This window comes from Streptomyces sp. NPDC103540, from assembly GCF_055584445.1.
Map to the genome: position 1 here is coordinate 253,044 of NZ_JBVJMA010000008.1, position 26,809 is coordinate 279,852.

General features: G+C 73.5%; 21 protein-coding genes and 1 riboswitch. Of the genes, 8 read left to right on the top strand and 13 right to left on the bottom strand.

Going from position 1 to position 26,809, the window contains the following annotated elements:
- Nucleotides 1-4: 4 nt before the first annotated feature.
- The 5 genes from ACZ6ZI_RS21220 to ACZ6ZI_RS21240 all read right to left on the bottom strand — a co-directional run bounded on the left by ACZ6ZI_RS21220 (nt 5) and on the right by ACZ6ZI_RS21240 (nt 5,591).
- Complete coding sequence (locus ACZ6ZI_RS21220; protein WP_469523090.1) at nt 5-3,007, bottom strand: lantibiotic dehydratase; 3,003 nt, start codon at nt 3,005-3,007, stop codon at nt 5-7.
- Nucleotides 3,008-3,105: 98 nt separating this feature from the next.
- Nucleotides 3,106-3,279 (bottom strand): hypothetical protein, encoded by a 174-nt coding sequence (locus ACZ6ZI_RS21225; protein ID WP_469523092.1) that lies wholly within the window; start codon nt 3,277-3,279, stop codon nt 3,106-3,108.
- A 435-nt stretch (nt 3,280-3,714) separates the two neighbouring features.
- On the bottom strand, nt 3,715-4,101 hold the full coding sequence (locus tag ACZ6ZI_RS21230) for a hypothetical protein (RefSeq protein WP_469523095.1): 387 nt from the start codon (nt 4,099-4,101) through the stop codon (nt 3,715-3,717).
- 260 nt (nt 4,102-4,361) lie between these two features.
- Nucleotides 4,362-4,997 (bottom strand): LysE family translocator, encoded by a 636-nt coding sequence (locus ACZ6ZI_RS21235; RefSeq protein ID WP_469523098.1) that lies wholly within the window; start codon nt 4,995-4,997, stop codon nt 4,362-4,364.
- A gap of 123 nt (nt 4,998-5,120) precedes the next feature.
- Entirely contained in the window at nt 5,121-5,591 is a 471-nt protein-coding gene (locus ACZ6ZI_RS21240; protein WP_469523101.1) for an aminoacyl-tRNA deacylase, read from the bottom strand.
- 132 nt (nt 5,592-5,723) lie between these two features.
- On the opposite strand from ACZ6ZI_RS21240, the gene ACZ6ZI_RS21245 reads away from it, so the two are divergent.
- Nucleotides 5,724-6,824, top strand: a complete 1,101-nt coding sequence (locus ACZ6ZI_RS21245) for an ArsR/SmtB family transcription factor (protein ID WP_469523103.1) — start codon at nt 5,724-5,726, stop codon at nt 6,822-6,824.
- Nucleotides 6,825-6,844: 20 nt separating this feature from the next.
- Here ACZ6ZI_RS21245 and ACZ6ZI_RS21250 read toward each other — a convergent pair whose 3' ends face one another.
- Nucleotides 6,845-8,989: a prolyl oligopeptidase family serine peptidase gene (locus tag ACZ6ZI_RS21250; protein ID WP_469523105.1), complete on the bottom strand. Its 2,145-nt coding sequence runs from the start codon at nt 8,987-8,989 to the stop codon at nt 6,845-6,847.
- Between the two features lie 442 nt (nt 8,990-9,431).
- On the opposite strand from ACZ6ZI_RS21250, the gene ACZ6ZI_RS21255 reads away from it, so the two are divergent.
- Complete coding sequence (locus ACZ6ZI_RS21255) at nt 9,432-9,665, top strand: hypothetical protein (RefSeq protein WP_469523108.1); 234 nt, start codon at nt 9,432-9,434, stop codon at nt 9,663-9,665.
- Nucleotides 9,666-10,009: 344 nt separating this feature from the next.
- Nucleotides 10,010-11,515 carry an amino acid permease gene (locus ACZ6ZI_RS21260; RefSeq protein WP_469523109.1) on the top strand — a complete coding sequence of 502 codons (1,506 nt, stop codon included), beginning with the start codon at nt 10,010-10,012 and terminating at the stop codon, nt 11,513-11,515.
- Nucleotides 11,516-11,637: 122 nt separating this feature from the next.
- Here the strand turns inward: ACZ6ZI_RS21260 and ACZ6ZI_RS21265 are convergent, their stop codons facing one another.
- From ACZ6ZI_RS21265 to ACZ6ZI_RS21280, 4 genes are all read right to left on the bottom strand, one after another.
- The gene (locus ACZ6ZI_RS21265; protein WP_469523111.1) at nt 11,638-11,808 is read right to left on the bottom strand and encodes a hypothetical protein; all 171 of its coding nucleotides are present in this window, start codon (nt 11,806-11,808) and stop codon (nt 11,638-11,640) included.
- 237 nt (nt 11,809-12,045) lie between these two features.
- Nucleotides 12,046-14,235, bottom strand: coding sequence for an FtsX-like permease family protein (locus ACZ6ZI_RS21270; protein ID WP_469523116.1), 2,190 nt, complete (start codon nt 14,233-14,235; stop codon nt 12,046-12,048).
- 11 nt (nt 14,236-14,246) lie between these two features.
- Nucleotides 14,247-14,876 (bottom strand): ABC transporter ATP-binding protein, encoded by a 630-nt coding sequence (locus ACZ6ZI_RS21275; RefSeq protein ID WP_469523118.1) that lies wholly within the window; start codon nt 14,874-14,876, stop codon nt 14,247-14,249.
- Nucleotides 14,877-15,154: 278 nt separating this feature from the next.
- A complete protein-coding gene (locus ACZ6ZI_RS21280) occupies nt 15,155-16,456 on the bottom strand; it encodes an SDR family oxidoreductase (protein ID WP_469523451.1) in 1,302 nt (433 codons plus the stop codon).
- A gap of 542 nt (nt 16,457-16,998) precedes the next feature.
- A riboswitch (cobalamin riboswitch) is annotated at nt 16,999-17,178 on the top strand.
- A gap of 404 nt (nt 17,179-17,582) precedes the next feature.
- Here ACZ6ZI_RS21280 and ACZ6ZI_RS21285 point away from each other — a divergent pair.
- The 5 genes from ACZ6ZI_RS21285 to ACZ6ZI_RS21305 all read left to right on the top strand — a co-directional run bounded on the left by ACZ6ZI_RS21285 (nt 17,583) and on the right by ACZ6ZI_RS21305 (nt 22,606).
- Nucleotides 17,583-17,726: a hypothetical protein gene (locus ACZ6ZI_RS21285; protein ID WP_469523121.1), complete on the top strand. Its 144-nt coding sequence runs from the start codon at nt 17,583-17,585 to the stop codon at nt 17,724-17,726.
- 96 nt (nt 17,727-17,822) lie between these two features.
- Complete coding sequence (locus tag ACZ6ZI_RS21290; protein ID WP_469523125.1) at nt 17,823-19,301, top strand: MBL fold metallo-hydrolase; 1,479 nt, start codon at nt 17,823-17,825, stop codon at nt 19,299-19,301.
- Nucleotides 19,302-20,711, top strand: coding sequence for an MBL fold metallo-hydrolase (locus ACZ6ZI_RS21295; RefSeq protein WP_469523128.1), 1,410 nt, complete (start codon nt 19,302-19,304; stop codon nt 20,709-20,711). It begins immediately after the preceding gene.
- 12 nt (nt 20,712-20,723) lie between these two features.
- Nucleotides 20,724-21,365, top strand: coding sequence for an AAA family ATPase (locus ACZ6ZI_RS21300; protein ID WP_469523131.1), 642 nt, complete (start codon nt 20,724-20,726; stop codon nt 21,363-21,365).
- 2 nt (nt 21,366-21,367) lie between these two features.
- Nucleotides 21,368-22,606, top strand: coding sequence for an MFS transporter (locus tag ACZ6ZI_RS21305; RefSeq protein ID WP_469523135.1), 1,239 nt, complete (start codon nt 21,368-21,370; stop codon nt 22,604-22,606).
- Nucleotides 22,607-22,742: 136 nt separating this feature from the next.
- Here the strand turns inward: ACZ6ZI_RS21305 and ACZ6ZI_RS21310 are convergent, their stop codons facing one another.
- From ACZ6ZI_RS21310 to ACZ6ZI_RS21320, 3 genes are read right to left on the bottom strand one after another with little or no spacing between them, the layout of a single operon-like run.
- Nucleotides 22,743-24,185 (bottom strand): GntP family permease, encoded by a 1,443-nt coding sequence (locus ACZ6ZI_RS21310; protein WP_469523138.1) that lies wholly within the window; start codon nt 24,183-24,185, stop codon nt 22,743-22,745.
- A complete protein-coding gene (locus ACZ6ZI_RS21315; protein ID WP_469523140.1) occupies nt 24,182-24,973 on the bottom strand; it encodes a bifunctional 4-hydroxy-2-oxoglutarate aldolase/2-dehydro-3-deoxy-phosphogluconate aldolase in 792 nt (263 codons plus the stop codon). The genes ACZ6ZI_RS21310 and ACZ6ZI_RS21315 overlap by 4 nt, the downstream gene beginning before the upstream one ends.
- Nucleotides 24,970-26,610, bottom strand: coding sequence for an N-acyl-D-amino-acid deacylase family protein (locus ACZ6ZI_RS21320; protein WP_469523143.1), 1,641 nt, complete (start codon nt 26,608-26,610; stop codon nt 24,970-24,972). Before ACZ6ZI_RS21320 ends, ACZ6ZI_RS21315 begins: the two co-directional genes overlap by 4 nt.
- Between the last annotated feature and the right edge of the window lie 199 nt (nt 26,611-26,809).

Below are 26,809 nucleotides of genomic sequence, written 5' to 3' on the forward strand. Positions count from 1 at the left end.
GTGATCACCTCCGGTGCAGGGCGTCCGAGGCGAGGGAGCGTACGAGGCGCTCCGTCGCGGGATCCGGGCCCAGCAGCCGGTTCACGTGCAGGTGGATGACGTCGGAGGCACACAGCTCCGCGATGTCGGTGGCCGTGGGGGCGGGCCGGACCGGGCGGACCGGGCACGTCTCCCGGTCCGCCGTGAGCGCCGAACGGTACGCGGCCAGCGCGCTCTCGCGGGCCTGCCAGGCCGCCCGCGGGCCCGTACCGCCGGCCGTCGCCCCGGACAGGAAGTCCCGGAAGGGGCCCCGGAGCGCCTCGCGCCGGCGGCGTACCTCCGGGCCCAGCGCGGTGGCGGCCACCGCTCGCGGTGAACCCTCCGCCAGCAGGCGCGCCACGGCCACCGCCCCGGCCGCCGCGAGCAGGACCAGCCGGTCGTGCGTGGGCGAGGGGTGCGCGTCGAGCGTTGCCAGGACCAGGGCGCTGTCGGCCGCGAACACGGCTTCGGCGGCCGGCACGCAGTCGGGCCCGCCGTACCGCTCGACCTCCGGTACGTACGTCTCCCAGCGGGCCGTACCCGCCAGCCCGAGGGATCGCAGCTCTGCGGCCCAGCGCTCGGCGGCCTGCCGCAGCACCGACTCCCGCACCCCCGGGCAGGCCGCGAAGCGGACCCGCAGGTGCGGACCGAAGTCGGGCGTCGCGTAGCGGAGGAAGAAGAACGGGGTCGGTTCCCGCGCCGAGAGCCCGGCCACGGTCTCCGAGAGGCGGCGGAGCGCGGAGTCCTGCCGCGCGGCGGGTACCCGAACCGCCAGCGACAGCCACTGCGCGTGCGCGGACGGGGGCTCGTCCCCGGGCCGCCGCCGGGGCCGGGGCGCGCAGCGCGGGTCGAGGCGTACGGAGTCGTCCCCGGCCTCCGGGGCCCGGTGGAGCGGGACCACGACTTCGAGGAGGTGGGCGCCGTCGGGGCCCTGCACCACCGCCGGATCGGCGCCGGCGCCGAGCGGCTCCAGCAGGGCCCGCACCCCGTGCCGTGCGCGGGTGCGCAGGATCTCCCGGTCGCGGGGGTCGTCGAGGTCCAGCGGCAGAAACCGGTCGGCCTCCTCCACCGTCACGTGCCGGGGCGGGGACGGGCTGGTCCGCGCGCGCCAGTCGTCGAGCCGGGCCGCGAACACCGCTGCCCGGTCCGCCGCTTCGACGAGCGTGGCGGGCAGGGTCCAGCGGGCCGGGGCGAGGACCACGTCCCGGTGGCGGACGCGCGGGGTGGCGGGCAGCTCGTCGTACGGCCCCCACGACCAGGTGTGCCAGGGGCGGGTGCCCGCGTGCCCGAGCAACCGCAGCAACCGGGCCGCTTCGGGCAGCAGTTCGGGGGTCAGGCGGTGCGGGACGACGGGGACGACCCGCCGGCCGAGCCGCGCCGACCACAGGACGAGCCCGCGCCCGTCGGAGGCGACGTACAGGTCGGCGGGGACGAGGTCACCCGGCCGCGGCGGCACACCGACCGCGATGCGCGGCCCGGGGCCGTCGGAGGCGGGCGCGAGCGCGACCGCCGCGGGGGAGAGCGGCCGGCACGCCACGTGCGCGACGAGTCCGTCCGCGGGGCGGGGCACCTCGTCCGCGAGACCGAGCGCGGCGAACCGGGCGGCGGCCGAACCCGCCTGCTGGGCACCGGTGGCCGGGCAGACGGCCGGCCGCAGCGGCCCCGCGGCCTCGCGCACCACCCGGACGTGGATCTCCGCCGAACGCGGCGGGGGTTCGGTGCGCGGCGAGGCGAGCCGGTCCACCAGATCCTCGGTGAGCACGACCTCGTTGTCCGCGCCCCCTCCCACGGCGAGTCGGGCGAGCAGCGCCAGGCGGTCGGGCCCGAGCTCGTCGACGGCGCCCAACCCGTCGCCCGGTTCCGGGGGACCCAGGCCGCGGGCCGGGTCCAGGACCTCGGTCAGGGGGACCATGCGGTGGACGCCGTACGTCCCGACGAACCGTCGGTGGTAGTCGGTCAGCGGGGGTCTCGTGTGCGCGGTGCGCCACAGCACGGAGGCGGCCTCGGCGGCCTGCTCGGCCAGCCGTCCCGGCAGTACGAGCACGGCGTCGGCCCGGGTGTCGGCCACCAGGGGCCTGCCGGACGGCCTCGGATCCCGCATCAACGCGACCGCCCGCCGCAGCAGTTCCCCGCGTCGGGGATGGCCGGGCGGGTGGACGTCGGCACGGGCGAGCAGGTCCCGCAGCCGCGGCAGGACGGACCAGGAGTCGCCGGGACGGGTGAGGGAGGCGAGGCGGGCGAGTGTGAGGTGGGGCGGGCCGTCGGGGGTCAGGTCGGTCAGGAGGAGTCCGGACCGGACCAGCTGGAGCAGCGACCGACGGGCCGTCGCCTCGACGGCGGCCCTGCGCCCGGCCGTGGCCGCACCCGGAGCCGGCTCGCCGCCCGGCTCCGGGGCGTCGTCGAGGAGCCCACGCAGGAGGGCGAGGACGGCGACCGCCGGCAGGCCGTCGGCGCATGCGCCGAGCACCCTTCTCGACACGGGGGTGTCACGGACGCTGTGCACGCCGCGTGCGCCGCCCGCGGGCGCGGACTCGACCTCGAACCTGCCGTCGACGGCGCGGAGGGTGTTGTCGGTGGTGAGGGCGATGCGGTCGAGGACGGCGGGGTCGTCGAGCATCCGGTCCGCGATCTCGGCGAGCCACGGCCCGCTCGGCGCGGTGACGGCCCGGTGGGCCGAGCGCAGGAGCAGCCGCTCGGCGCCGGCGTCCCCGGCCGCGGACTCCCGCGGGGCGAACCGGACCGGGGCGATGCCGCTGAAGACGCCGCTGGGGGTCGGGCGGGTGCGCGAGCGGATCTCGTAGGAACGCAGGGACCGTGCGCGCCCCGCGTCCCCGCCCGCGGCCGGGCCGGCCCGCCCGCACAGGTCCGGGGCGGCGAGCAGCAGGGCCTCCTCCAGCACCCGCTGTCCGTGCTCGGGGCGTGCCGCGAAGGGCCGCAGGGGAATGCGGGCCAGCGCTCCGGGGCCCGCTTCGAAGACTCGTCGTCGCATCTGGTGGTCCTGCTTCCTACGGAAGGGGCCGGATCGCGGCGGCCGCGCGCGCGGGGGTTTCGGCCGAGACCGCCCGCCGGCCCTTCCCGGGCCCGGTCCTACCGGCGGTCCGGTTGCCGCCGGGCGGGGCCCGGGTCGGCGCAGCCGGTCGTCATCCAGTCGGGAACGGACAGGTCGCGGCCGGCGAGGTCCGCGGAATCGGCCGTGCGGCCGTCCACGGCGTCGACGCGCGGGTCGAGGCGGAAGGCGTCGGCGAGGTCGTGTGCGTTCATCGGAACTCCTCTCGGCCCGCCGGTTCGCGGGCGCTGTGCTCGGTGCTCGGTGCTCGGTGCTCGGTGCTCGCGACCACGCTAGGGACGCGCGGCGGCCGACCGCGTCCTCCGTTCGTAGGGCGGACGGGACGAGCGTGAGGTCGTGAGGTCGAGGCGGCCACGGGCCCGGTGACGAACGTCGTCCACGCGGCGGCCGGGTCCCGACGACGGTGTCGAACGGCCGGCGCGCGGGGTTCGTCGTACGTGTGGGTGCGGTACGTGCCCTCTCGACGCGTCGTTCTCCCGTAGAGCGGACGTGACCGGCGAGGACGACTCGTCGAGCGCCGTGCCGTCCGGGGTCCGGGGGCGCGGCAGCGCGCGGGGCTGCCCGGGGGGCCGGGAAATGCGGAAGGGCCCGGTGCCGTCCGGCACCGGGCCCTCGGGGACCGAAGGGGCTCAGGCCCGGACCACCGTGTGGGGAAGGTTCAGCACGTTGTTCGGAACGTTGAGGACGTTCGCCGGGAGATCCAGACGCTTTTCGCCCGCCGGCAGGTTGATGGCCTTCTCGCCCGCCGGCAGGTTGATGGCCTTTTCGCCTGCGGGCAGGTTGATGGCCTTCTCGGCCGCCGGCAGGTTGATGGCCTTCTCGCCCGCGGGCAGCTTGATGGCCTTCTCCCCGGCCGGCAGGTTCAGGTGCTTCGTACCTCCCTGCAGATCGAACCCCGACGCCTGCGGCGACGTGGTGACCGGTGCCGCGCTCGCCGCCGTGGCGGTGAGGGCTGCGCCGGCCAGGACGACGGTGCCGGTCAGGACGGCGGTGGTGAGAGCTCGGGACGTGCGCATGGTGTGTTCCTCCAGGGTGGGGGACCTTCGGTGGGGCCGGGTTCTGGCCGATGGGTCCAGTGAAGGCCCGGGCCCCTCGGCGGGGCGTCGTCCGACCGGAGTACCGGCAGGACGACGCCGGGCGGGCCGACGGACGGTGGCGGGCCGTCGTCCCGATCACCCCGAGAACGGTTGACGGACGCCCCTGACCCCTCCCCGGTCCCGCCCGGTCGCGGTGGCGGGAGCCCGGTCGGCTTCGCCGCCGCCTCTCCCGACAGGAGTCACTGGCGGGTGGTGGCCACGGTGAGCCCGAGGCCGATCATGGCGATGCCGCCCGCGCCGCCGATCGTCGAAAGCCGGCGGTCGGAGCCGGTGAACCAGGTCCGGGCCGCGGAGGCCCCCAGTCCCCACAGCGTGTCGCAGACCAGGCCGATCCCGGCCGGGACCAGGCCGAGGACCATCATCTGCAGCGGGACGCCCCCGGCGTCGTGGTTCACGAACTGTGGCAGGACGGCGGCGAAGAAGACCAGCCCTTTCGGGTTGGTGGCGCCCACCAGCAGGCCGTCCAGGACGGTGCGCAGATCACCGCGCCGCTCACCCTGCCCGTGGGCCACGACGGCGCGCAGCCGGCCGCGGTGGCGGTAGGCCTGGACACCGAGGTGGACGAGGTAGGCGGCGCCGGCCAGCTTCACGGCGGTGAACACGGTGGCGGAACCCTGGATCAGGGCGCCGAGACCGAGCGAGACGGCGAGGACGAGGGCGTAGGAGCCCAGGAGGTTGCCCAGGACGGTGGCGAGCGCGGCACGGCGGCCGTCGGCGAGGGCACGGCCGACGACGAACAGGACGCTCGGTCCGGGGATCACGATCACGACGAAGGACATCGCCGCGAACGCGAGAAGGTTTTCCGTACTCACCATGGGCCGGTGCTTCCTGATCTGTGCGGCGCGGTCGGTGTGGGCCGCGCGTGGTGCGAGGTGCGTGGTGCGAGGTGTGAGGTGTGAGGTGTGACGAGGGGCGGGTCCGGCAGGCCCCGGAGGGAGCTACCGGGAGAAGGAGGCCACCCGGGCGCGCGGCAGGCGGGTCAGGGCGGCGGAGTCGATCCGAAGGGTGCGGTCCGCCGCCCCGGCACCGCAGTAGACGGTCCGTTCCGGTACGCCGACCGCGGTGTCGATCAGGCACCACACGCCGGGCCGGTGGCTGACCGGCGCGATGCCCCCGGGTACCAGCCCCTCCGCCGCGAGCAGGTCGGCGTCCGCCGCCCGCAGCAGGGAGCGGCCGGTACCCAGCAGAGCCGCCAGGCGGGCGAAGTCCACCCGGTCCTCCGCGCGCAGCGCCACGAGCAGCAGGGGGGTGTCCGGGGTGGTGAGGGCGAGCGTCTTGACCGCCTGCGTCCAGGGGAAGGGCAGGGCCCGGCGCTCGGGCACGCTCCGCGCGGCGGTGTGCGCGTGGACGGTGTACGGGCAGCCGGCCGCGTCCAGCACGGCCCGCCAGGGCGCTTCGGGGGTGTTCACGGAGATCAAGCGGCCTTCGGCTCGGGAGGGGGGAAGTCGACCCGCGGCCGGACGGGGCGCGGTCCGCGTGGTCTGCCCCGAGCCTGATCGACGCGTGGGGTCCTGATCAACTGATTGTGGAATCCTGCAATCGTGATCACCCTGCGCTTCACCGAGACGGCCGAGGAGGACATCGCCTTCTCCGTCTCGCCCCTGCTCGAAGCCGTCCACTCCTGGCACGTCCTGACCGACCCCGGCCACCACGCCCTGCACGTCCCCTGGGTCCGGCGGTGCAGAGGTCTGCCCCCGGCCCTGCGCCGGCGGATGCGCGAGCACGGTTTCGTCGTGGCCGACTACGTCCCCGCCCTCTTCGAGGTCCGCGCCGGTGATCACGACGTCGACTTCGCGGACCAGCTCGCGGCCGTACGGGCCCTGCCGCCCGGGCTGCTGGCCACCGAGCTCGCCCGAACCCTCGTCGACACCACCCGCCACACCGGGGACGACCTCGTCGACGACCCCGCCGCCCGCGACGCGGTCCTCGCCGAATACCGGCGCGGCGACCCCGGCCGGGCGGCACGGCTGGAGGCCGTCCTCACCGACCCCCGTCCCGTACTCGACGACGTGCTCGGCGTCCTCCAGGACTACTGGGAGGCCGCCTTCGCCCACGAGTGGGAGCGCATCGAGCCCTCCCTGTACGAGTCGATCGCCCGCTCCGGAACCCTGATCGCCCACCAGGGCCTGTTCCCGATGCTGCGCTCCCTCGTCCCCCGGATCCGCGTCGACCCCGGGCGGCGCACCCTGCGACTCGACCGCCCGCACGACCACGACATCACCGTCACCCGCGACCACCCCGTGACGTTCACGGCCGGCCACTACGTCTGGCCCCACGTCCGCGTCACCTGCGACGACCCCTGGCCCCTGCGGATCACCTACCCCGCCCTGCCGCTCGCCCCCGCCTCGACCTCCCGCCCCACCAGCCAGGAGGACACCCTGACCGCGCTCCGGGCCCTGGCGGCCGCCCCACGCCTGCAGATCGTCACCCACCTCGCCGCCCAGAGCCGCACCACCCAGGAACTCGCCACCCTCCTCGGCCTGTCCCCTTCGGTGACCTCCCGCCACCTGCACCAGCTCACCCGGGCCGGACTCACCACCCACCGGCGCGAGGGCTACTACGTCCTCTACTCCCTCGCGCCCGATCGTCTCGACCGGATCGCCGGCGCCCTGATCGCCCTCGCCCCCGGACCCGAGGCCTGAGCGGACACCGCCCGACGGAGTCAAGCGGAGCGCGGCGGCACCCGTTCGCCGTGCGGCACGAGACCGGTGTGGGCGGCGCAGAAGGCGAGTGAGTCGGCCTGGAGGGCGATCAGTCCGGAAGCCGCCCGGGTACCGCCGTGGCCGACGTCGTGCTCGGTGCGCAGCAGGACCGGCGCGGTCGAGCCGGTCGCGAACTGCAGGGCGGCCGTGAACTTCCTGAGGTGGGCCTCGCCGACCCTCGGGTCACGGCGCGGTCCGGTCAGGAGCACCGCCGGATAGGGGGTGGTCGCCTCCACGTGGTGGTACGGGGAATAGCCGAGCAGGGTGTCGAGGTCCCTCGGGTCGTCCGGGTCGCCGAACTCGTCGAGCCACCAGGTGCCCAGGCCGAAGCGGGGGTAGCGGACCATGTCGGCGAGGGCGTCCGAGCAGACGGCGGCGGCGTACAGGGCCGGATCGCGCGTGATGGCCACGGCGACGGTGAGCCCGCTGTGGGACGAGCCGCGAACGGCGAGCTGCCGCGGGGTCGTCCAGCCCTGCCGGGTGAGCCACCGTGCCGCGGCGGCGAAGTCGGCGAAGGCGTTGGGCTTGTTGCGGCGCCGGCCGGCGGCGTGCCACACGGCCCCCTTCTCCCCGCCGCCGCGCACGCCCGCGACGGCGTAGACCCCGCCTGCCCGGACCCAGGCCAGCAGGGTCGGGCTGTACGTGGGCGCGGCCGTGAGGCCGAAGCCGCCGTACGCGGTCAGCAGCGTGGGCCGCGGGCCGCCGCCGGGACCGGACGGCGGCAGGACCAGGTACATCGGGATCTCGGTCCCGTCGTCCGAGCGGTAGGTCACCTGACGGACGCTCGGTCCGCCACCGGTCGTACGTCGGCCGGATCCCGGACCGCTCACGGAGCGATCGGCCAGGGAGAAGCGGTGGACGGCCGGGGCGTGCAGGAAGTCGGTGTGCACGAACCACGCGTGGTCCGCTTCGCCGGGCGGCGCGGTCAGGTGGGAGAGCGTGGCCGGCCCGTCGCCGGGCACGGGCACCGTGCGGAGCCGCCGGCCCCGGGCGTCGTACAGGTCGAGCAGGGTGCTTCCGCCCTCGGTCGCCGTGACCAGGTAGTGGACGGCGCCGTTCCGGGGGTCGGTGAGCGCCACGCAGCCGGACAGCGCCTGCCCGGTCGGCAGCGTGATGAGGTCGCTCCAGTTCCAGTTCCAGTTCCAGGCCCGGGTCCGGGTGCGGGGTCCGCCGGCGGACGCGGCCGTCCGCGTCAGGACGCACACGCGGCCGCCCGGGGCGCCACGGGTCGTGATCGCGTAGAGGTGGCCGCCCGGCCCGAACCTGACCAGGGCCTGGGTCCCGTCACCGGTCCCGTCGTACACCGACCGCAGTTCCGGAGCCTGCGGAGCGCCGCGGGTCAGGTCCGCGAGGTAGACCGTGTTGCCGGCCTGGGCGCCGGACGCGCAGCTGACGGCCAGCCACTTCCCGCCCGGGTCGGTGGACACCGACAGTTGCCGCAGCGGGGTCTCGAAGACCACGGCGTCCCGCCGGCCGGTGGTACCCGGCCGGTGCAGCCGTACGGTCCGGGACGGGGCATCGGCGCCCCCGGCCACGTAGTAGAAGCCGGAGTCGTCGGGAAGCCACGCCACCGGGCTGGGGCGTCCGGGCCGCAGCGGGGTGGCGGACCGGACTCCGCCGTCCACGTCGAGCACGTACAGGAGCGGCTCCTCGCTCCCCTTGGCGAAGAGTTGGTAGGTGAGCATCCGACCCGTCCAGGACGGCCGCCAGAAGTCGAGCGTGGTCGCGCCGGACGGGTCGACCGCGAGGGGATCGACCAGCACCCGGCCGGGACCGTCCCCCCGCGCGGTCATCAGGACGGGGAGCTCCTGGTGCTCGGTGCGGCTCAGGAAGAACCGCCGCGTGCCGCGTTCCACCGGGGGCGAGGTGACCGGTGCCAGGGAGCAGCCGGCGGCGGTCAGTTCCTCCAGCAGGGCGCGGAAGACGGGGCGCGTCGGCCAGCGGGCCGAGCAGGACGCGTAGAGCTCCTCCTGGGAGGCGAGCCACCGCGCGCACGCCTCGCTCTCACCGTCCTCCAGCCACCGGTACGGGTCGGGCACCCGGCGGCCGCGCAGCAGGTCCGCGGTGGCGGTACGGCGGGCCGGGGGATAGCGCAGCCTGTTCATGGCGCTCCTCGTGTTCGCGGAGGCCGCGCCCACCAGGGTGGGCGCGGCCCGCGCACCTCGGTGGTGGCGCCTCAGTCCGCGTCGCCGCGGAAGAGGGCGGACTGCCAATCGGTGATGACGATGACCTCGTCGGCCGGGAAGGTCTGATAGGTGAACGGCATCTCACTCATGAGCTGCTCCTCTCGGGGGTCGGTGGCGCAAAGCCGGTCCATCGTCCCCAGCCGGCCCGGTACGACCGTTCATCCGATCGCAGGAGCGGCGGGGAGGAACCCGCTCCTCGGGCTCGCCGCTCGTCCCGCCGCGCGGCGAGCCGGCCCTCGGCCCTCCGCGTCGGCGAACGCGCGGTGGGGCGTGGGCCCCTGTGCCCCGGGGGACGGGTGCCGTCTACGGTGTTCCTGCGTCGCCCTGGCAGGGGTGGGAGTCGGTCTGTGGAAGGGGTGTCGTGGGGGACTGGATCGAGCTGTGGGTGCGGAAGACCGCGTTCTCGTGGCTGATGGTCGTCGCCTGTGGGGTGTGGGCGTTGGAGGGAGGGTGGCTGCCCTTGCGGATTCTGGCGGCTCTGGTCGGCGTCTCCGGGGTGGTCGAGATCGTCCGCACCACACGGGGGCTGGTTCGTGATCCGCGGCCGGCGACGGAGCGGCTGGAGCAGCACGTGGAAGAGTCCCCGGCTCCGTAGAGCAGGTCCCCGACCACCCGTACGGCGCGTGGGGTCGATTCGGGCCCGGGCGCAGGGGCCGATCCCGTGTCACTCAGGGACGGCGACCCCGGACGTCGTGTCCGGACGGAGGCCGGCGCCGGACCCGAGCCGCTGGACACCCGCTCCGGCGCGCCCCGGCGGGGTCCGACCCGACCGGACGCAATCCTCCGCCTCCTCCTCTGATCGGGTGCTGCGCGCCCCGCGCCCGGAGGCGTTCGCTGTCCGAAGGGCCCCGCGCGAGGGGCCCCGACGGGCGGCCCGAACGGCCCCGGGCCGGGACGTACGCCGAGTCCACCGCACGGCGGAGGAAGGCAGCGCAGCTGATGGCGGACATCGAAGCACCGGTGGTGACCGAGCGGGATCAACCCGGACCGGCCCACGAGGACGCGGGCGACGCGGGATACAGCAAGCGGTTGAGGCCCCGGCACGTGAGCATGATCGCGATCGGGGGCGCGATCGGCACCGGCCTGTTCCTCGGCGCCGGCGGCCGGCTCGCGGACGCGGGCCCGTCCCTGGCCATCGCCTACGCGGTGTGCGGGGTGTTCGCCGTGCTGGTGGTGCGGGCCCTGGGCGAACTGGTCGTGCACCGCCCCTCGTCGGGGGCCTTCGTCTCCTACGCCCGCGAGTTCCTGGGGGAGAAGGGCGCCTACACGGCCGGCTGGTTGTACTTCCTGAACTGGGCCGTCACCGGCATCGCCGACATCACCGCCGCCGCGACCTACGCCCACTTCTGGTCGCTGTTCACCAGCGTGCCGCAGTGGGTCCTGGCGCTGATCGCCCTGTGCCTGGTCCTCGCGGCGAACCTCGTCTCGGTGCGGTACTTCGGCGAGATGGAATTCTGGTTCTCCGTCGTCAAGGTCGCCGCCCTCCTGGTCTTCATGGGCGTCGCCGTCTTCCTGATCGCCACCCGGCACCCCATCGACGGCCACACCCCGGGATTCGCCACGATCAGCGGCAACGGGGGCGTCTTCCCGGCCGGGGTGCTGCCGATGATGCTCGTCATGCAGGGCGTCGTCTTCGCGTACGCGGGCCTCGAACTGTCCGGGATCGCGGCCGGTGAGACCGAGAACGCCCGGACCGTGGTGCCCGGAGCCATGAACTCGATCATCTGGCGCATCGCCCTCTTCTACGTGGGATCCGTGGTGCTGCTGGCGCTCCTCCTGCCGCACACCGCCTATTCGGCCGGCCAGAGCCCCTTCGTCACCGTCTTCGTCAAGCTCGGGGTCCCCGACGCGGCCGGGATCATGAACCTGGTCGTCCTCACGGCCGCGCTCTCCTCCCTCAACTCGGGCCTCTACTCCACCGGCCGCATCCTGCGCTCGATGGCCGTGTCGGGATCCGCGCCCCGGTTCACCGCCCGGCTGAACAAGGGGCGGGTACCGTACGGCGGCATCCTGCTCACGGCCGCCTTCGGCGTGACGGGTGTGGTCCTGAACTTCTTCGTTCCCGAGGAATCGTTCGAGGTCGTCATCAACTTCGCCTCGTTCTGCGTCCTGGCCACCTGGGGCATGATCATGACCTGTTCCCTGGCGTTCTGGCGCCGTTCGCGCAAGGGGCTGGTCACCAGGCCCGCCTACCGGCTGCCGGGCGCGCCCTACACCCAGGTCGTCACCCTCCTCTTCCTGCTCGCCGTCTTCGCCCTGGTCTGCTCCGACGGCGGTGTCGGCGGACGGACCGCGCTGTTCATACCGGTCGTGGGGGTCGCCCTCGTCGGAGGCTGGTTCCTGGTCCGCAAGAGGGTCGCCGCGCTCGCCGCGGACGCCACCCGCGCGACCCCCCGCCCCGTCGCCCCGGGTCGCGCACCGGGCGCGGACGAACCCCGCGCCTGAGGGGCGGGGCTCGGGCCGGGCCACGTCCGTCCTGCCCACCGGCCGCGGTGCGGGGCGCCATGGTCCCCCGGCCCGACTGTCTCGGGCCGGGGGAGCGCCACGGGTCCCAGCGGGGCGTGCGGTCAGTCCCGGGGCCGCCCCGTGCGGTGTTCCGGCGGGACGGTGAAGGTCTGATCGGCCTGGAAGCAGGCGATGCAGGAGCATCCGAGCCGCTCGGCGGGGAGAACGGGCAGGGGGGTGGGCGTCAGGCTGATGTCGACGGGGGTCGGCATCGGGGTGGACGTGTCGGTCATGGCTCCTCCTCGACACGGGAAGGTCGTTCCGGGCCGGTGCACCCGGGTGGGTACCCGGCTGGTGCGGTCCAAGGAGACCGGAGCGAGCCGCGAGGAGGCGTCATGCGGTCGGACGACATCGGGGACGGTTCGCCGGCGGCGTCGGCCCCACCCGCACGAGGGGCCGAGGGTGGAGGACGAGCCGGCACAACAACGCGTTCCCTTCAGAGGACGAGCCGGCACCACGACGCGTTCCCCTCACTCGCCGCGGGGGCGCCAGGCCGCGGCTTGGCGGACGGACACGGACGCCCCCCACACCCAGCCCGCGAGGCCGACGAGCGTGACCGCGGCAGTGCACGCGACGAGCAGGTCGCCACTGATGTAGGAGGCACCGGATCGGGTCTTGGGGAACGCGAGCCATGCGCCGACGACGGACCCCACGAGGCCGGACAGCGTCAAGGGCACGAGGATGCCGAGGGCGGACGTGGACCAGTGGACGCGCGAGTTGCCCGTCAGTGTGGCCACGGGGGCCAGCGCGCGTCCGTTGCGCAGGAACTCTGCCAGGCCTGCCAGCGCGGAGGCCGCCGCGAGCATGGCGATGCCCACGAGGCCGAGGAGGGTGATCCAGTGCCCTTGCAGCTGGGTCACCCTGCTGCTGGTGAGCCATTCGCCGCCGATCGTGCTGACTTCGGCCCCCATGGGGAAGACGCGGTAGGCCTCCCGTTTGAGTTGCGGTACGGCGAGATCCGTCGAGCCGCGGGACACGAGTACCGTTTGTGTGAGTCCGCGCCCGTCCTCGGGCGAGGTGACCGGATCGGTCTGCTCGACGCTCACCTCGTCCCGGATTTCGCCGTTCCAGCTCACCAGTTCGCGCATGCGCGGGTCCGCGGGAGGTTCCGTGAGGACCGCGGGCTCCGGTGAACACCTCAGCCGGAGCGTCTGCAGTGCGGGGCACTGCCCCCTGACCGTCAGCCGGCCGGCTTCCGGATCGACGGACAGCGAGAGAACCGCCACGTCGCCGGGGAGCGAGCCGACGAACGTGGTCAGCTGGTCGTGCGTCGCCGCGCGAGGCCGGACGACCAGGGCTGACGAGCCGATGCTGTTCACCGTCGCCTGCGCGAGCCTTGCGCTCTCGCCGAGTTGGCCCTGCCAGGCGACTGCTTGCAGGAGAAGCCCGATGGCGACGACGACCCCTGCGGTCATACGTGCCAGGGGCCCCGGGTGGGTGGCGGCGCGTCGTCCGGCGATGAGGAGCCCCGGTCGCCCGTAGCGGCGTCCCAGCTTCGCCAGTCGGCCCCCCAGGACACCGGTCGCGACGGCGATGGCGGCGGGGAGGGTGGCCAGGGTGCCGGCGGTACCGGCCCAGTTGGTCATGACGTAGGCGGTCGTTCCCGGAGCGAAGAGGTCCGGGCCGAACACGGCGGTCACGAGCAGGACCGGACAGGCCACGGCCCATTTCCGGGGGGAGCGGTGGGAACCCCTGATCCGGTTGCCGGTCGTGGGCCTTCGGCCGGCCCGGTCCGTCAGGACCACGACGGCCAGTACGATCGCCCCTGCCGCGAGGACGGCCGTCAAGAACGCCCACCACCAGCCGAGCAGGTCGCCGGCCACGAGGACGTGTCCGGTCCAGGGCAGGGTCACGTCCACGGTCGACGCGGCGGCGACGGCGCACAGCGCGAGCAAGGTGCCGGCCGTGACGGGTCGGAGTGCCTCGCCCAGGACGATCAGGGCCCGGCTGCGGGGTGTCGCGCCGAGGACCTCGAGCAGCGCCGTGCGCCGGTCGCGGGTGTGCGAGCCGGTCCGGGCGGCGACCATCAGCAGCACGGCGGCGGGCAGGACGAGCAGCAGCCCGATCATGATCAGGAACGTCCACTCGGGCTGTGCGTAGTCCAGTTGCCCCACGGTGTGGAACGCGGGTCCCACGGACGGTCCGTAGCCGATGATCCGGCGGACGTCGTTCCCCACGGCGGGAACGAGCGGTACGACGTAGGCGAACAGTTCGTCCGGCGACTGCAGCCCCTCGGCGGCGATCGTGCCCACCGTTCGGCCGTACCGGGTCGTGACATCCCGCGCCGCGGGATGGTCGCGCAGCGCGGGCGAGAGCACGGCCTCGCCGGGACGCGGCCAGCTCGCCACGCCGGGCGGCAGCGGAGCGTTCGCTGTCAACCGCGTGAGGAAGACGACCTGGTACGGGCCGCGGCCCGGTACCGAGTCGCCGGCGACGCTCCACGTGGCGTGGGCCGCACCGCCCGGTACGTCCTCCTGGAACACCGGTGTGCGCGCGGCTCCCCGCGATGACTGCCCCTCGTAGGTGGCATGCGTGGCGATCACCGACGCCACGGCCAGGGCCAGCATCGAAGCAGCCGCGAGGAGCGCGACGAACCGCACTCGCCCCGCTTCGGAGCGACGGCCCGCGGCCGCGCCCACGGACAGGAGTCGGAGGACCAAGCCGTGCCGTGTCATCGCCGTGTCGCCCGCCCGTCCGTCACCGGGACGAGAACTCCCGCGCCCAGGCTGAGGATCCGGTCGGCCCGGCCGGCCAGGGCCGGATCGTGGGTCACCAGGAGCAGACCGCAGCCGCGGCGCCGCGGCATGTCGAAGAGGATGTCCGCGACCCTCCCCTTGGCCGCCTCGTCGAGGGCGCCCGTCGGCTCGTCCGCGAGGAGCAGCGTCGGCGAGTTGATCACCGCACGTGCCACGGCAGCCCGCTGCCGCTCTCCGCCGGACAGCTCCTCGCTGGACTCCGCCAGTGGTACGCCCAGCTGCGTCAACAGCTCCCGCGCCCGCCCGTAGGCGCGCTTGCGCCCGGAACCCACCAGCAGCGCCGCCAGGGCGACGTTGTCGGCGGGGGAGAGTTCCGGCAGCAGTTCACCGAACTGAAAGACCATGCCGATGTGCTCGGCGCGGTGTCGGGCCAGGGCGGCACCACGCAGGGCCGTCATGTCGGCCCCGCCCACCTCCACCGTTCCGAAGGAGGGCCGGACCAGCCCCAGGGCACAGGAGAGCAGCGTGGACTTGCCCGAACCGCTCGGCCCCATCACCGCGACGGATTCCCCCGCCCGGACCTCCAGGTCCAGCGAATCGAACAAGGACCGGCCCGGGACCTCGTACCCCAGCCCTCTGATGGACAACACCGACTCGACCACAGCGCCCCCGCCCTCCAACAGCCTTACCGATTTGGTTCATTCAAGCGCGAGGTGCGGTGGTGAGGTGGCCGCACCACCGCATTGTGGCCGGCGTCCGATCACGCACTCACCACCGGGACGGCGTCCCGGGCGGATCCCTGCCGGTCGGTCGGACCGGGAGCAGGGCGTGACGCGTTGGGCGCGGTGGACGGTCGCCGGAGCGCCGGGAGTGCCGGTGGTCCTCACCACGCCGCTTCCCGGTAGTCCTTGAGGAAGGTGCCGGAGACCGGGGCTCCCGCCTCTCCGCGCACGATGGGGTCGTAGATCCGTGCCGCCCCGTCGACCACGTCGAGCGGCGTGCGGAAGCCGTGGGCGGCGATCCGGGTCTTCTTCGGGGCCGGGTTCTCGTCCGTTATCCAACCGGTGTCCACCGCGCACATGTGCACGCCCCGTTCGGCGAGGTCGGCGGCGCTGGTACGGGTCAGCATGTTGAGGGCGGCCTTGGCCATGTTGGTGTGCGGGTGCCCGCCCGTCTTGTTGCGCACCGCGAAACGACCCTCGACGGCGGTGACGTTGACGATGTAGCGGCGTGGTCGCGGCGAGGCCAGCAGCAGCGGCAGCAACCTGTCGCAGAGCAGCGCCGGCGCCAGGGAGTTGACCAACTGGGTCTCCAGCACCTCCGCCGGGTCCAGTCCGCCCAACCGCGCGGACCAGGAGTTCTCCGGCGCGGTGTCCGGCAGCAACCCCGCCTCGTCGATCGCGTCCAGGACGTCGCCGGGTCCGCCCGCCCCCTCCAGCTCGACGGCGGGCCAGGCGGTGGCGAGGGCCGGCATCGGGGCGAAGCCGGGCGCGTGGTGCACGCGCGTGCCGAGGCCGGCGGGGAGCGGCTTCCGCTCCCCTGCCGCGAGGCGGGCGTAGGACTCCGGGGGGCGGCGCAGCGTCTGGGCCGCGTTGTTGACGAGGATGTCGAGCGGGCGGCCGTCCGCCCGCAGTTCCTCGCACAGGCCGAGCACCTGGCGGGGATCCCGCAGATCGACGCCGACGACGGTGAGTCGGTCCGTCCACGTGGCGCTGTCGGGCGCGGCCCGGAACCGGCTCACGGTGTCGTGCGGGAAGCGTGAGGTGACGACGAGCTCCGCGCCGTCGCGCAGCATCATCAACGCCAGCTGGAAACCGATCTTCACCCGGCCTCCCGTCAGCAGCGCGCGTCGGCCGCGCAGGTCCGTGGTCAGCGCGCGCCGGGCCAGGTTCTCGGCCGCGCAGGCGGGACAGAGCATGTGGTAGAAGGCGTCGACCCGTTGGTAGAGGTCCTTGCAGACGTAGCAACGGCGCGGCCTGCGGAGTTCCCCGACGGGCCCGCTCCCGGACGGCGTGCCCAGGGGGGCGTCCTCACGGCGGACGGTGGCACCCGTGGCGGTCCGTGCGAGGAGTGCGGCGTCCGCCTCCCTCGCCCCGTCCCGCCGCTCCTGGCGGCGCAGCCGGCGCCCCTCGCGGGTGAGGGAGTCCGCGAGGCGTTCCGCCTGGAGCCGTGCCGGGTGCCTCATCGGCAACGCGCCGAACGTCCGGGCCAGACGGGAGAACTCGGCCAGCTCCGTTTCCCACACTGCCGTTTCCACTTCCGCCACGTCCGCCACTTCCTCTGTTCCTCGCCTGTGCCGCTCGACCGTGCGCCGGCGTCCCCGCCCCCCGGAGCGGTCCGTCCGCCTCCGGGTGCGTCAAGCATCCGCCATCGGACCGGCCGCGATCACCGGATTATCGGGCGGCACGGCACGGCACGGCACGGCACGGCCTGGACGCGGTGCGGAGGGGATACGCCGCTCCTCCGCCCGGCCTCACCCGCGTCCCGGCGCACGGCGCGGGACGCGGGTGTCGGGCCACGGGTGCCGGGGCGGGCGCACAGAGGCCGTGTCCGTCGCGCTCCCTCCGTCACCTCGGGGCGGTGGCCGGCGTGTCGGCGAGGCCGGGGGGCCGGTTGGCCGGAGGTGTCGCACCGGCCTCGGCCGGGATCGTTCGCGTACGCGGGAGCGCCGGTTTCGGCTGAGAATCGACGCTGTTGTGCCTCATATGCCTCTGGCATGGCGGCCGGATCGGCTGTGATGCTGCTGGTTGACCGTCGACGGTGGAACGAGGAAGCCGGTGAGAATCCGGCACGGTCCCGCCACTGTGAAGGGGGAGCGAATCCGCACGGCCACGACCCGATGGGTCGGAAGGCGCGGAGGAGCATCGATCCCGAGTCAGGAGACTCACCCCGTCGATACCTTGACTATCGGGGCGGATTTCCCCGGGAGAGGTTCGGTGGCACCCATGTGTCAGCGTTCGCGAGGACGTCGTACGCGCCTTCGCTCCAGTGGATGGAGCACCGCGTCCCTCGGCGCGCCCGCCGCGTCACGGGCCGGCCGCGTGCCGGAGCGCACCCACCGGGCCTGATCCTTCGGGCGGCCCCTCCGGCCGTGCGGCCCGCTCATCCGCCTTTCCCTCCCTCTGCGTGCCACCCGTGCCGCAGGGTCGATTTTCCGTGCCGAAAATTCTCCCGAGCAGATGATCGCTGTTCCTGTAGACCGAAAAAATAGCCTTGACTTTCTCTTCAAAGCTCTCGGATGATCTTCGGGCAACACCAGATATTCACCCGGATTTCCGCGCCGTCGGCACGGAATAAAACGAGGGAGTGAGATGGCGAGCACCGAGACGAAGACGCTTCAGAAGACCGACATGGACGCGCTGAAGGCGCTGGTCGGCGACCTGGAAAACGCGCCGGTCAAGAAGTCGAAGCAGGCGAACGGCCAGCGGACGGTTCACCACCACTACGTCCGCTAGTCGACCGGCACGTCGACGCTTCGGCCGGGGGCCAGACGGCCCCCGGCCGGGGCGCCCGTGAAAGCGGCGGGCCCGAAGGCACACAGGAGGCCACCCATGCAGCTCGGATTCCTCGGACACAATGGATTTTCGGTGGGCGACCAGAGCGCTCCCGTACTGATCGACGCCATATTGCTTTCGAGATACGGCGAGGAATACACGTCCAGTCCCGTGGAGATCTATCCGCCCCGGGACATCGCACTGGACCGGATGCCGGTGCCGTCCGCGATCGTGATCAGCCACGAGCATTCGGACCATTATCACCTTCCCTCCCTCGATAAAATCGACCGCAATGTTCCGATCGTCGTCGGTCCTTTGATGATCGATCGGGCTGTCGAGGCCGTGGAAGCCCTCGGATTCACCGTGCACCGACTCGCCTTCGGCGAGACCCACAGGTACGGGTCGGTCCTGATCACCCTCTTCCCCCCGGGGGCGGAGACCGTCCTGTGGGAGAGCCGGGTGAGTCAGGTGTACGTCCGGGACGCCGAGGACCCGGAGATCGGCGGCGTCTACCTCGGCATCGACGCGCTGATCTCCGACGAGTTCGTGGCACAGGTCGAGGAAGGCGCACTACCCCGGCCGGCGGTCGTCGCGGTGAGCAACAACGCGCAGATCACGCCGCCCGGTGTGTTCGGGTCGTTGGACAACCTGCGGTCCGCGGACATGGCCGAGCACCACGGGCGGCGTGCGGCGTTCGCCGGGTTGGAGATCCTGCAGGGCATCATCGCCGGCACCATCGAGCAGACGTCCGTCTTCCGGGGCAGCCACTTCCTGATCTGCGGTGGCGGCTTCCTCAAGGACTACGAGCAGATGGGTCCCTTTCCGTTCTCCGAGCAGAAGGAACTGGCCGAGCACGCCTCCGCGCTCTCACGATGGGTGGACGTCTACGGCCCCGAGCCCGGTGACATCCTGGAGGCCGGCCCGGAGGGCATCAGCCGCACGGGCCTGCTGACCTGGCTGGGGACCGACCGGCGGCGATTCGCGGAGCTCCGGGCTCGGCGGGACGCGTTCCTCGGTTCCGGCGAGGTCATCCCCCTGCGCCGGATCATCCCGACGCGGAGCGCGGAGGACGAGGAGAACGCCCTCCGCGACATCGAGAAGGAGCTGACCTATCTCGCCCGTGCGATCCTGCTGTCCCCGCTCGGCCAGGATCTGATCGAGGCGACTCGCGCGCCCGACCGGGACACCAGGCCCCTCGTGCTCAAGCTGCTCCGCTCGCACCGCGAGGATGTGTCACTCGCGTTCGACCTCGGCCGCGGCGCCTTCCTTCCGGTGGCGGACCTGCCGCTGGCGGAGACGCTCCAGGCGTACCCCTACGGCATGGTCGTCCACGCGTCCGACTTCGCCGGCGTCCTCCGCGGCAGCCTCCAGATCTGGGACGTCGTCGGGATCGCCATGCACTCCTGGTACGCCAACGACACGTTCGGTTCACCGGTGGCCCTGCTCTTCGACGCGCTCGGCGAGCAGGCACGGCCGGACATCAGCTGCAAGGTGTACGACCTTCAGCTGGACGCCATAGCGAAGGGGATCGAGTAGATGACGGACGCCGTCACGTTCATGGGCCAGCAGTCGTGGCTCGTGGAGGTCGCAGGGGCGCGGATCCTGGTCGACCCGGTCCTCGACACGTCCTTCGGACATTCACCCGCACTCCGCTTCGAGATCCACCCGGCTCGCCGCGTCGACACGGACCTGATGCCGCCGGTGGACGCCGTGATCGTCACCAACGAACACCTCGACCACTTCCACTTGCCGTCACTGCGCCGCCTCCCCGCCGACGTCCCGGTCGTCATGCACCGCCTGATGCCCCAGGTCTGCGTCGACCACCTCAGGGAACTGGGGCGTGAGGTGCACCTCCTCGGCCACGCCGAACCGATGAAGATCGGCGGAGCCGAAGTGCTGCTCCTCCAGGGCGACAAGGACGTCCCTGTCTGGGAGAGCCGCGTCACCAGCCTCTACGTCAGGCCGGCCGGCGCGCCCGGTGGCGTCCTCGTCCAATCCGACACCGCCGTCAGCCCCCGGACGCCGGCCGACTGCACCCCCGAGGTGTTCATCGCCACGCACAACGCCCAGGTCCCTCCGGCGGGTGAACTCGGGGCGTTCGACAACCTGCTGCCCGTCCCCGCGGCGGACGCGCCGGAAGTCACGGGACTGGGGCTGCTGTCGGCCCTCCTGAACGACACGGCGGAGCTGCTGCCCTCCGTCCGCCTGTTCGCGCTCAGCGGTGGGGGATACGTCCAACTCCCGCGCAAGCACGGCGAGTTCCTGTGGAATGACTTCGCGGCGCTGGAGCGGGTCGCCAACGCGCTGTCGATCGACAAGAAGGTGCTCGGGCTGCTGCCCGGCGAGTCGGCGGCCTACGGCCGGGTCCCGGTCGACAGGGAGCGGGTCTCGTGGATCACCCCGGTCGCTCCCTCGGTGCCCGTCGAGTCCTCCGACAGGCAGGCACGTGCCGACGTCGACCTGAGCGCTCCCCTGCCGCCCCTCTTCGAGCGCGGCGTCGACGAGGCCGACATGCGCCTCATCCGCGAGGAACTCGCCGGACTCGCCCCGCTCCTCATGCTCTCCCCTCTCGGCCGGAACCTGGTCAACACCCACACGTACCTGGGCCGGCCGGTCGGCCCGTCACGGTTCGCCGTACACCTGCGCGGAACGCCGCGCGGGGACGAGGTCCACGCCCTCGACCTGAACAGCGCGAGCTTCCGGGTCCGGCCGGGCGGGCTGCGAGACGCCCTCTTCTCCATCCCCAGCGGCATCGACGTGAACTGCGCCGACCTGCTGGCCGTGCTGCGCGGTGAGATCCACATCTGGGAACTCGCCGTGAGCCGGCTGCGCCAGTGGTACGTGGGCGACAGGATGGAGAGCCCCGTGGCCTTCCTCTACGGCGCCCTCAGCGAACAGGTGCGGCCAGACCTCGCCGCCCGCCTGTACCGAGCGCTGCGGGACTGAACGGTGGCGATCGTGTTCATCGGTCCCCCCGCGGCGGGGAAGACGACGGCGGCCGCGACGGTCGCCCGCGCCCTGGGGCGTGACGTCGTGCACTTCGACACGGCCCGCGCGCAGAGGTACGCGCGGTTCGGGTACACCGGTGCCCGGGCCGACCGGCTCTTCGAGGAAGGGGGAGCACCGGCGCTCCACCGCTATGAGGCACGGTTCGAGGCGCGGGCCCTGGCGCAGGAGGTGGCGCGCCACCCCGAGGCGGTCCTCGACACGGGCGGCGGCCTCCTCCTGCAACACGCGGACGCGGACGCCCGGCGGGTGCGCGACGCCCTCGCGGCAGCCGACCTGACCGTACTCGTCCTCCCCCACGCCGCCGATCGGGAGCGTTCCACGCGCTGCCTGCTCGCCCGCGTCCGGGCGCGGGGAGCCGGCGACACCGGCACCGACGAGTGGCTGGACCACGGCGGCTGCCGACTCCTCGACTCCCTGGTGGGCGCCGGCCAGGCGCACGTACCCCTCGCCGATCTCGTCGTGGACACGGCAGGCCCCGTACCGACGGCCGCACCGGGCAGGAGGCCACCCGGTACCCGGCCCCTCGCCTCCCTGGTCGGCCGGGTCACCGGCGCGTTGGCCGACCGGCCGGTGCGGGTCGTGGGGAGGTGACGATGTTCTCCGTCCTGCGAGTGCCCAAGCTGGGGCGAGTGTGGGCAGGACAGTTCGTCAGCCTGGTCGGCGACGGCGTCTACACCGTCACCGTCGCCCTGTACCTGCTGCACCGGGACGACGCCCCGCGCGCGTTGGGCACGCTGCTCGCCGCGACCGCGCTCGGCGGGATCGTCACGCTCCTCCTCGGTGGGGCCGTCGCGGACCGGACGCGTCGTTCACTGGTGATCTGCGTGGCGGACCTGCTGCGGATCCTCGGCGTCGTCGCCCTGCTCCTCGCGGGCCCGGACGCCCCGATCGAGCTCCTGGCCCTCCTCGGGCTCGTCTTCGGTTGCGGGGCGGGCGTGCACCGTCCGGCGTACACGGCGCTCATCGCCCAACTCGCCGGGAGGGACCGGCGGCGTGAGGCGTCGGCGCTGCGGGCGGCCACCAGCCGCTTCACCGGCATCGTCGGACCCGTCGCCGGAGGGTTGGTCGCCGCCGCTGCGTCACCGGGGGCGGGGCTGTTGATCAACATCGCCACCTTCGTGTTCAGCATGGCCACGCTGGTGCGCCTGGACGAACCGCACCCCGGCCCGGCCGCCGACGGCTCGGCGAAGACGGGTCTGGTGCGGGAGGCGTTGGACGGCGTCGCGTACGTGCGCGGCCACGGCTGGATGCTCGGCATCATGTTGCAGGGCACCGCGCAGGCCGCGCTGGTCATCGCCCCGATGGCGGTGGTGGTACCGCTCGTCATCGGCGGCCGCGGACCGGCGGCGCTCGGCCTGGTCACCGGTGCGACGGCGTGCGGCGCGCTGGTGGCGACGCTCGTCGCCCCGCGCATCCGGTCCCACCGGACCGGTACCGTCGCCATGCTCGGCCTGTTGTGCGAGCTGCCGCAGATCGCCACCGTGTGGGCGGGGGCCCCGACCGTGTGGGTGGCCCTGTGCAGCGTCTGCGCCGGAGCGGGATCCTCGGTGTTCGCCGTCCTGTGGGGCGCGGCACTCCAGGACCGCACTCCGGACAGCATGCTCGGCCGGGTGTTCGCCCTCGACGCCCTCCTCACCCAGGCCCTCGTGCCGGTGTGCGTGGCGGCGGCGGGACTCCTGCTGGGAGTGTGGTCCGCGTCGGTGATCACCGCCTTCGCCGGGTGCGCGCTGATCCTCACCGTGGTCGCCGTCCTGCCCGTGCCGGGCGTTTCCACCCTCGGCTCGCCGCCGGAGCGGCAGTCGGCGGCGACCCGGTCCGCGACCCCGTCGTGAGGGTGGGCGCGGCCCCGATGTCGGTGCCCCCCCGGAGGTGGCGTGGCGCGGCATCCGGGCCGCGCCGCCTCCGGCCGCGGTCGTCGAGGGGGAAGGGCGGACGCGCTCGCGATCCGCGCTGTTCCGGCGCGGGGGCTCAGAGCACCAGGCTCAGGCCCACCGCCGCCGCGAAGCCCGTGACCGACAGGATCGTCTCCAACACGGTCCAGGACTTGAGGGTGTCCTTCACCGAGGTGTTGAAGTACTTGGAGATGATCCAGAAGCCGCCGTCGTTGACGTGCGAGGCGATGATCGAGCCGGCCGCGATCGAGACCGCGATGAGGGCCAGGGCGGGCTGTCCGTAGTCGGAGTCCCGGACCAGAGGGGCCACGATGCCGCCCGTGGTCACGATCGCGACCGTCGCCGAGCCCTGGGCCAGGCGCAGGCCGCACGAGATCACGTACGCCAGGACGATCAGCGGGAGTCCCGCCGTGGACAGGGTGCCGGCCAGGGCCTTGCCGACGCCGGTGGCCGAGATGACGGCGCCGAAGAAGGCTCCCGCGCCCACCACCAGCAGGATCATGCCGACCGGACGCAGCGCCGCCGCACCGAGTTCCGAGAGCTGCTGGCCGCTCATGCCCCGGTCGGTACCGAGCAGTTTGATGGCGACCAGGCAGGACAGGGTGAGGGCCACGGCCGGGTTCCCGACGAAGGTCAGGAACGGCAGCACGGCGGAGCCCTGGTCGAGGAAGACCGTTCCGAAGGTGGCTCCGAGGATCAGCACCAGCGGTACGCAGATGACCACGATCACCTTGGCCAACGACACCGGGGCACGACCGTCCACGTCCATGCCCGCGCCCACGTCTAGGCCCGTGCCCGCGCCCGTGCCCGTGCCCGCCGTGTTCTCCCGCGGGACGCCGAACTCCTCCGGCACCTCGATCATGATCCGGTTGCCGATCCACTTCGGCCACAGCACGCCGGCGACGAAGAACGCGGGCAGTCCGCAGGCCAACCCCATGACGATGAGCCAGCCCAGGTCGACGCCGAGGAACCCCGCCAGGGCGACCGGGCCCGGGTGCGGCGGCAGGAACGCGTGGGTCATCGACAGGCCCGCGAGCAACGGGAGGGCGAACAACAGCATCGATCGGCCGCTGCGCTTGGCCACCACGTACACGAGCGGCGCGAGGACGAAGATGCCGATGTCGAAGAAGACGGGAATGCCGAAGACGAGACCCGTCAGACCCATCGCCAGGCCCGCGCGCCGCTCGCCGAACGCGCGCAGCAGCCGCCGGGTGAGGACCTCGGCGCCGCCGGAGGCCTCCAACAGCGAACCGAGCAGCGAGCCCAGACCGACGATCAGGGCGATGTGGCCGAGGATCCCGCCGAAGCCGCCCTCGATCAGGGACTCCTTGCTGCTGAGGGCCGTGCCCACGATCGTGTTGACGGGCAGGCCCGCCGCGAGGGCCAGCAACAGGCCGGTGACGACGAGGGATATGAAGGGTTCGAGCTTGAACTTGATGATCAGCAGGAGGAGGAGGGCGATGGAGACGGCGGACAGGACCAGCAGCCCGGCCGTCTCGTGGCGGAGCCAGTCGATCATCGCGCGCCCCCCGCCCCGAGGCCCGTCCCGGTTCCCGTCCCCGCCCCGGCCAGCGCCTCGGTGAACGCCGCCGCGCGCCGGGTGATCTCCGCCCAGTCCCCGGCCGCGACGACGGCCGGGGGGACGACGTCGGTGCCCGCGCAGACGGCGAGCGCCCCGTTCGCGAGGTAGGCGCCCGCGTTGGAGGCGTTGACGCCTCCCGACGCGACCAGGGGTATGCCCGGGTAGGGGCCGTGCAGGTCCTTGAAGTAGGCGGGGCCGAAGTTCCTCGCGGGGAAGATCTTCACGGCGGCCGCGCCCAGGTCGAGCGCGTCGGCCACCTCGGACGGCGTCAACGCGCCCATCACCACCGCCACGCCCGCCTCGTGCGCGACGGCCGCGACCAGGGGGCGCAGCCCCGGGGTGACGAGGAAGCCGGCGCCGGCCGCCACCGCTTCGCGGGCCTGGTCGGCGGTGAGTACGGTGCCGACCCCGATCCGGTGGCCGGCGTCCGCGGCCCGCTCGATGTGGGCGGTCACCCCGGGGGTGGTGAAGGTGAGCTCGGTGGTGCGGATGCCGCCGGCCGCCAGCGCCTCGCAGAGCGCGGCGGCGTCGGGTATGCGCGGTGCGCGGACCACGGCGATGACCGGGTCCGCGGTCAGTACGGCCGACAACGCCGAGGGGGCGCGGACGGCGGGAACGGGGCCGGGTGCGACCGCCGCGACAGGGCCGGGTGCGGGTGCGGGTGTGGGTGCGGGCGGGGGTATCGCCACGGGACGGCGCGCGGGGTTCGGGTCGGGGACGGTCATCGGGATGCCTCGGTTCCTCGGTCGGTGCGGCGCAGTGCCCGTCCGGGCAGCGCGCCGGTGGGCGTGCCGTCTTCGACGACCGCCGTTCCGTTGACGTAGACGTGGGGGATCCCGGCGGCCGGCCGTCGGGGGTGTTCGAAGGTGGCGGTGTCCTCGACCGTGTCCGGGTCCAGGAGCACCAGGTCCGCGTGGTGGCCGGGCCGTACGAGGCCGCGCCGGACCAGGCCCAGCCGGCGGGCCGGGCGGCCCGTCATCCGGGTGATGGTCTCCTCGAGGCTGAGCACGCCCAGTTCGCGGCTGTAGCGGGCCAGGTAGCGGGGGAAGGTGCCCCAGGCCCGGGGGTGCGGGCGGGCGCCGATCAGGAGCCCGTCGCTGCCGACGGTGTGCGCGGGGTGGCGCATGATGGCCCGCACGTTCTCCTCGTGGCCCACGTGCTGGAGGATCGTCGTGGCGAGGGCGTCCTCGCGCAGCAGGTCGAAGAAGACCTCGGTGCCGGTGCGGCCCCGCTCGGCGGCGATCTCGGCGACCGTGCGGCCCACGAGCGGCGCGAGGTGCTCGTGCTGCACGCCCGAGATCTGGATCGTGGTCCATTCGGCGACCACGCCGTGGCAGCCGTCGCTGCCCCGCTCCTCCACGTCGCCCCGGATGCGCTCGCGGTCGACGGGGGAGTCCAGCCGGGCCAGGGTGGCGTCCGGCCCGCCCTCGGCGGCCCAACTGGGCAGCAGGGCGGACAGGGTGGTGGAGCCGGGCAGGTACGGGTAGCTGTCGAGGGTCAGGTCCAGGCCCTCGGCCAGCGCCGCGTCGACGAGCGCGAGCAGTTCCCCGGCCCGGCCCTCGTTGACGCCGAAGTTCATCGTGGCGTGGGTGAGGTGCAGCGGGCAGCCCGAGCGCCGGGCGATCTCCACCATCTCCGCGTAGCCCTCCAACGCTCCGGCCCCGTACGAGCGCTGGTGCGGCGCGTGGAAACCGCGGTACGCGGCGACCACCTCGCACAACGCGACGAGTTCGGCGGTGTCGGCGTACATGCCGGGGGTGTACGTCAGGCCGCTGGACATGCCGACCGCGCCCTCGCGCAGCCCCTGGGCGAGGATCTCGCGCATGCGGTCCAGCTCGGTCGGGGTGGGAGGGCGGTCGTCCCAGCCCATCGCGAGCATCCGGACGGAGCCGTGCGGCACCAGGTAGCAGGCGTTGACACCGGCGCCCCGGTCGATCCGGTCGAGGTACTCGCCGACGGTGCGCCAGTCCCAGGCGAAACCGGGCCCCTCGGCAGGGGCCCGCTCGTCGGGGTTGCCGTTCCAGCCGGCGATCTGTCGGCGCAGCGCCGGCAGCGTGGTCTCGTCGACCGGGGCGTAGGACAGGCCGTCCTGGCCCAGGACCTCGCAGGTGACGCCCTGCGTGACCCGGGACGGGTGCTCGGGTTCCAGGAGCAGCCGCAGGTCGGAATGGGCGTGCATGTCGATGAACCCGGGGGCCAGGACCAGGCCGTCGCAGTCGAGGACCCGGCGCGCGGTGCGCCGGCCCGTACCGGGGACGGCCACCTCCTCGATCGCGCCGTCCGTGACGGTGACGTCGGCCCGGAAGCGTTCGGCGCCGGTGCCGTCGACGACGGTGGCGTCACGGAAGAGCAGGTCGGCCATCAGGAGCACGCCCTCGTGGACGCCCTCGTGGACGTCCTCTCGGCCGTACGGGTGCGGGCCGCGGGGCGTCGTGCGTAGGTCCGGTGATCCACGGTGTTCCTCCGGTGCGGCTGGTGGGACGCGGTACCCCATGAAGGGTGTTGCAACATGCGCAACGGTCGTTGCGCATGTTGTGGCTATGGTTCTAACATTCCGTCGG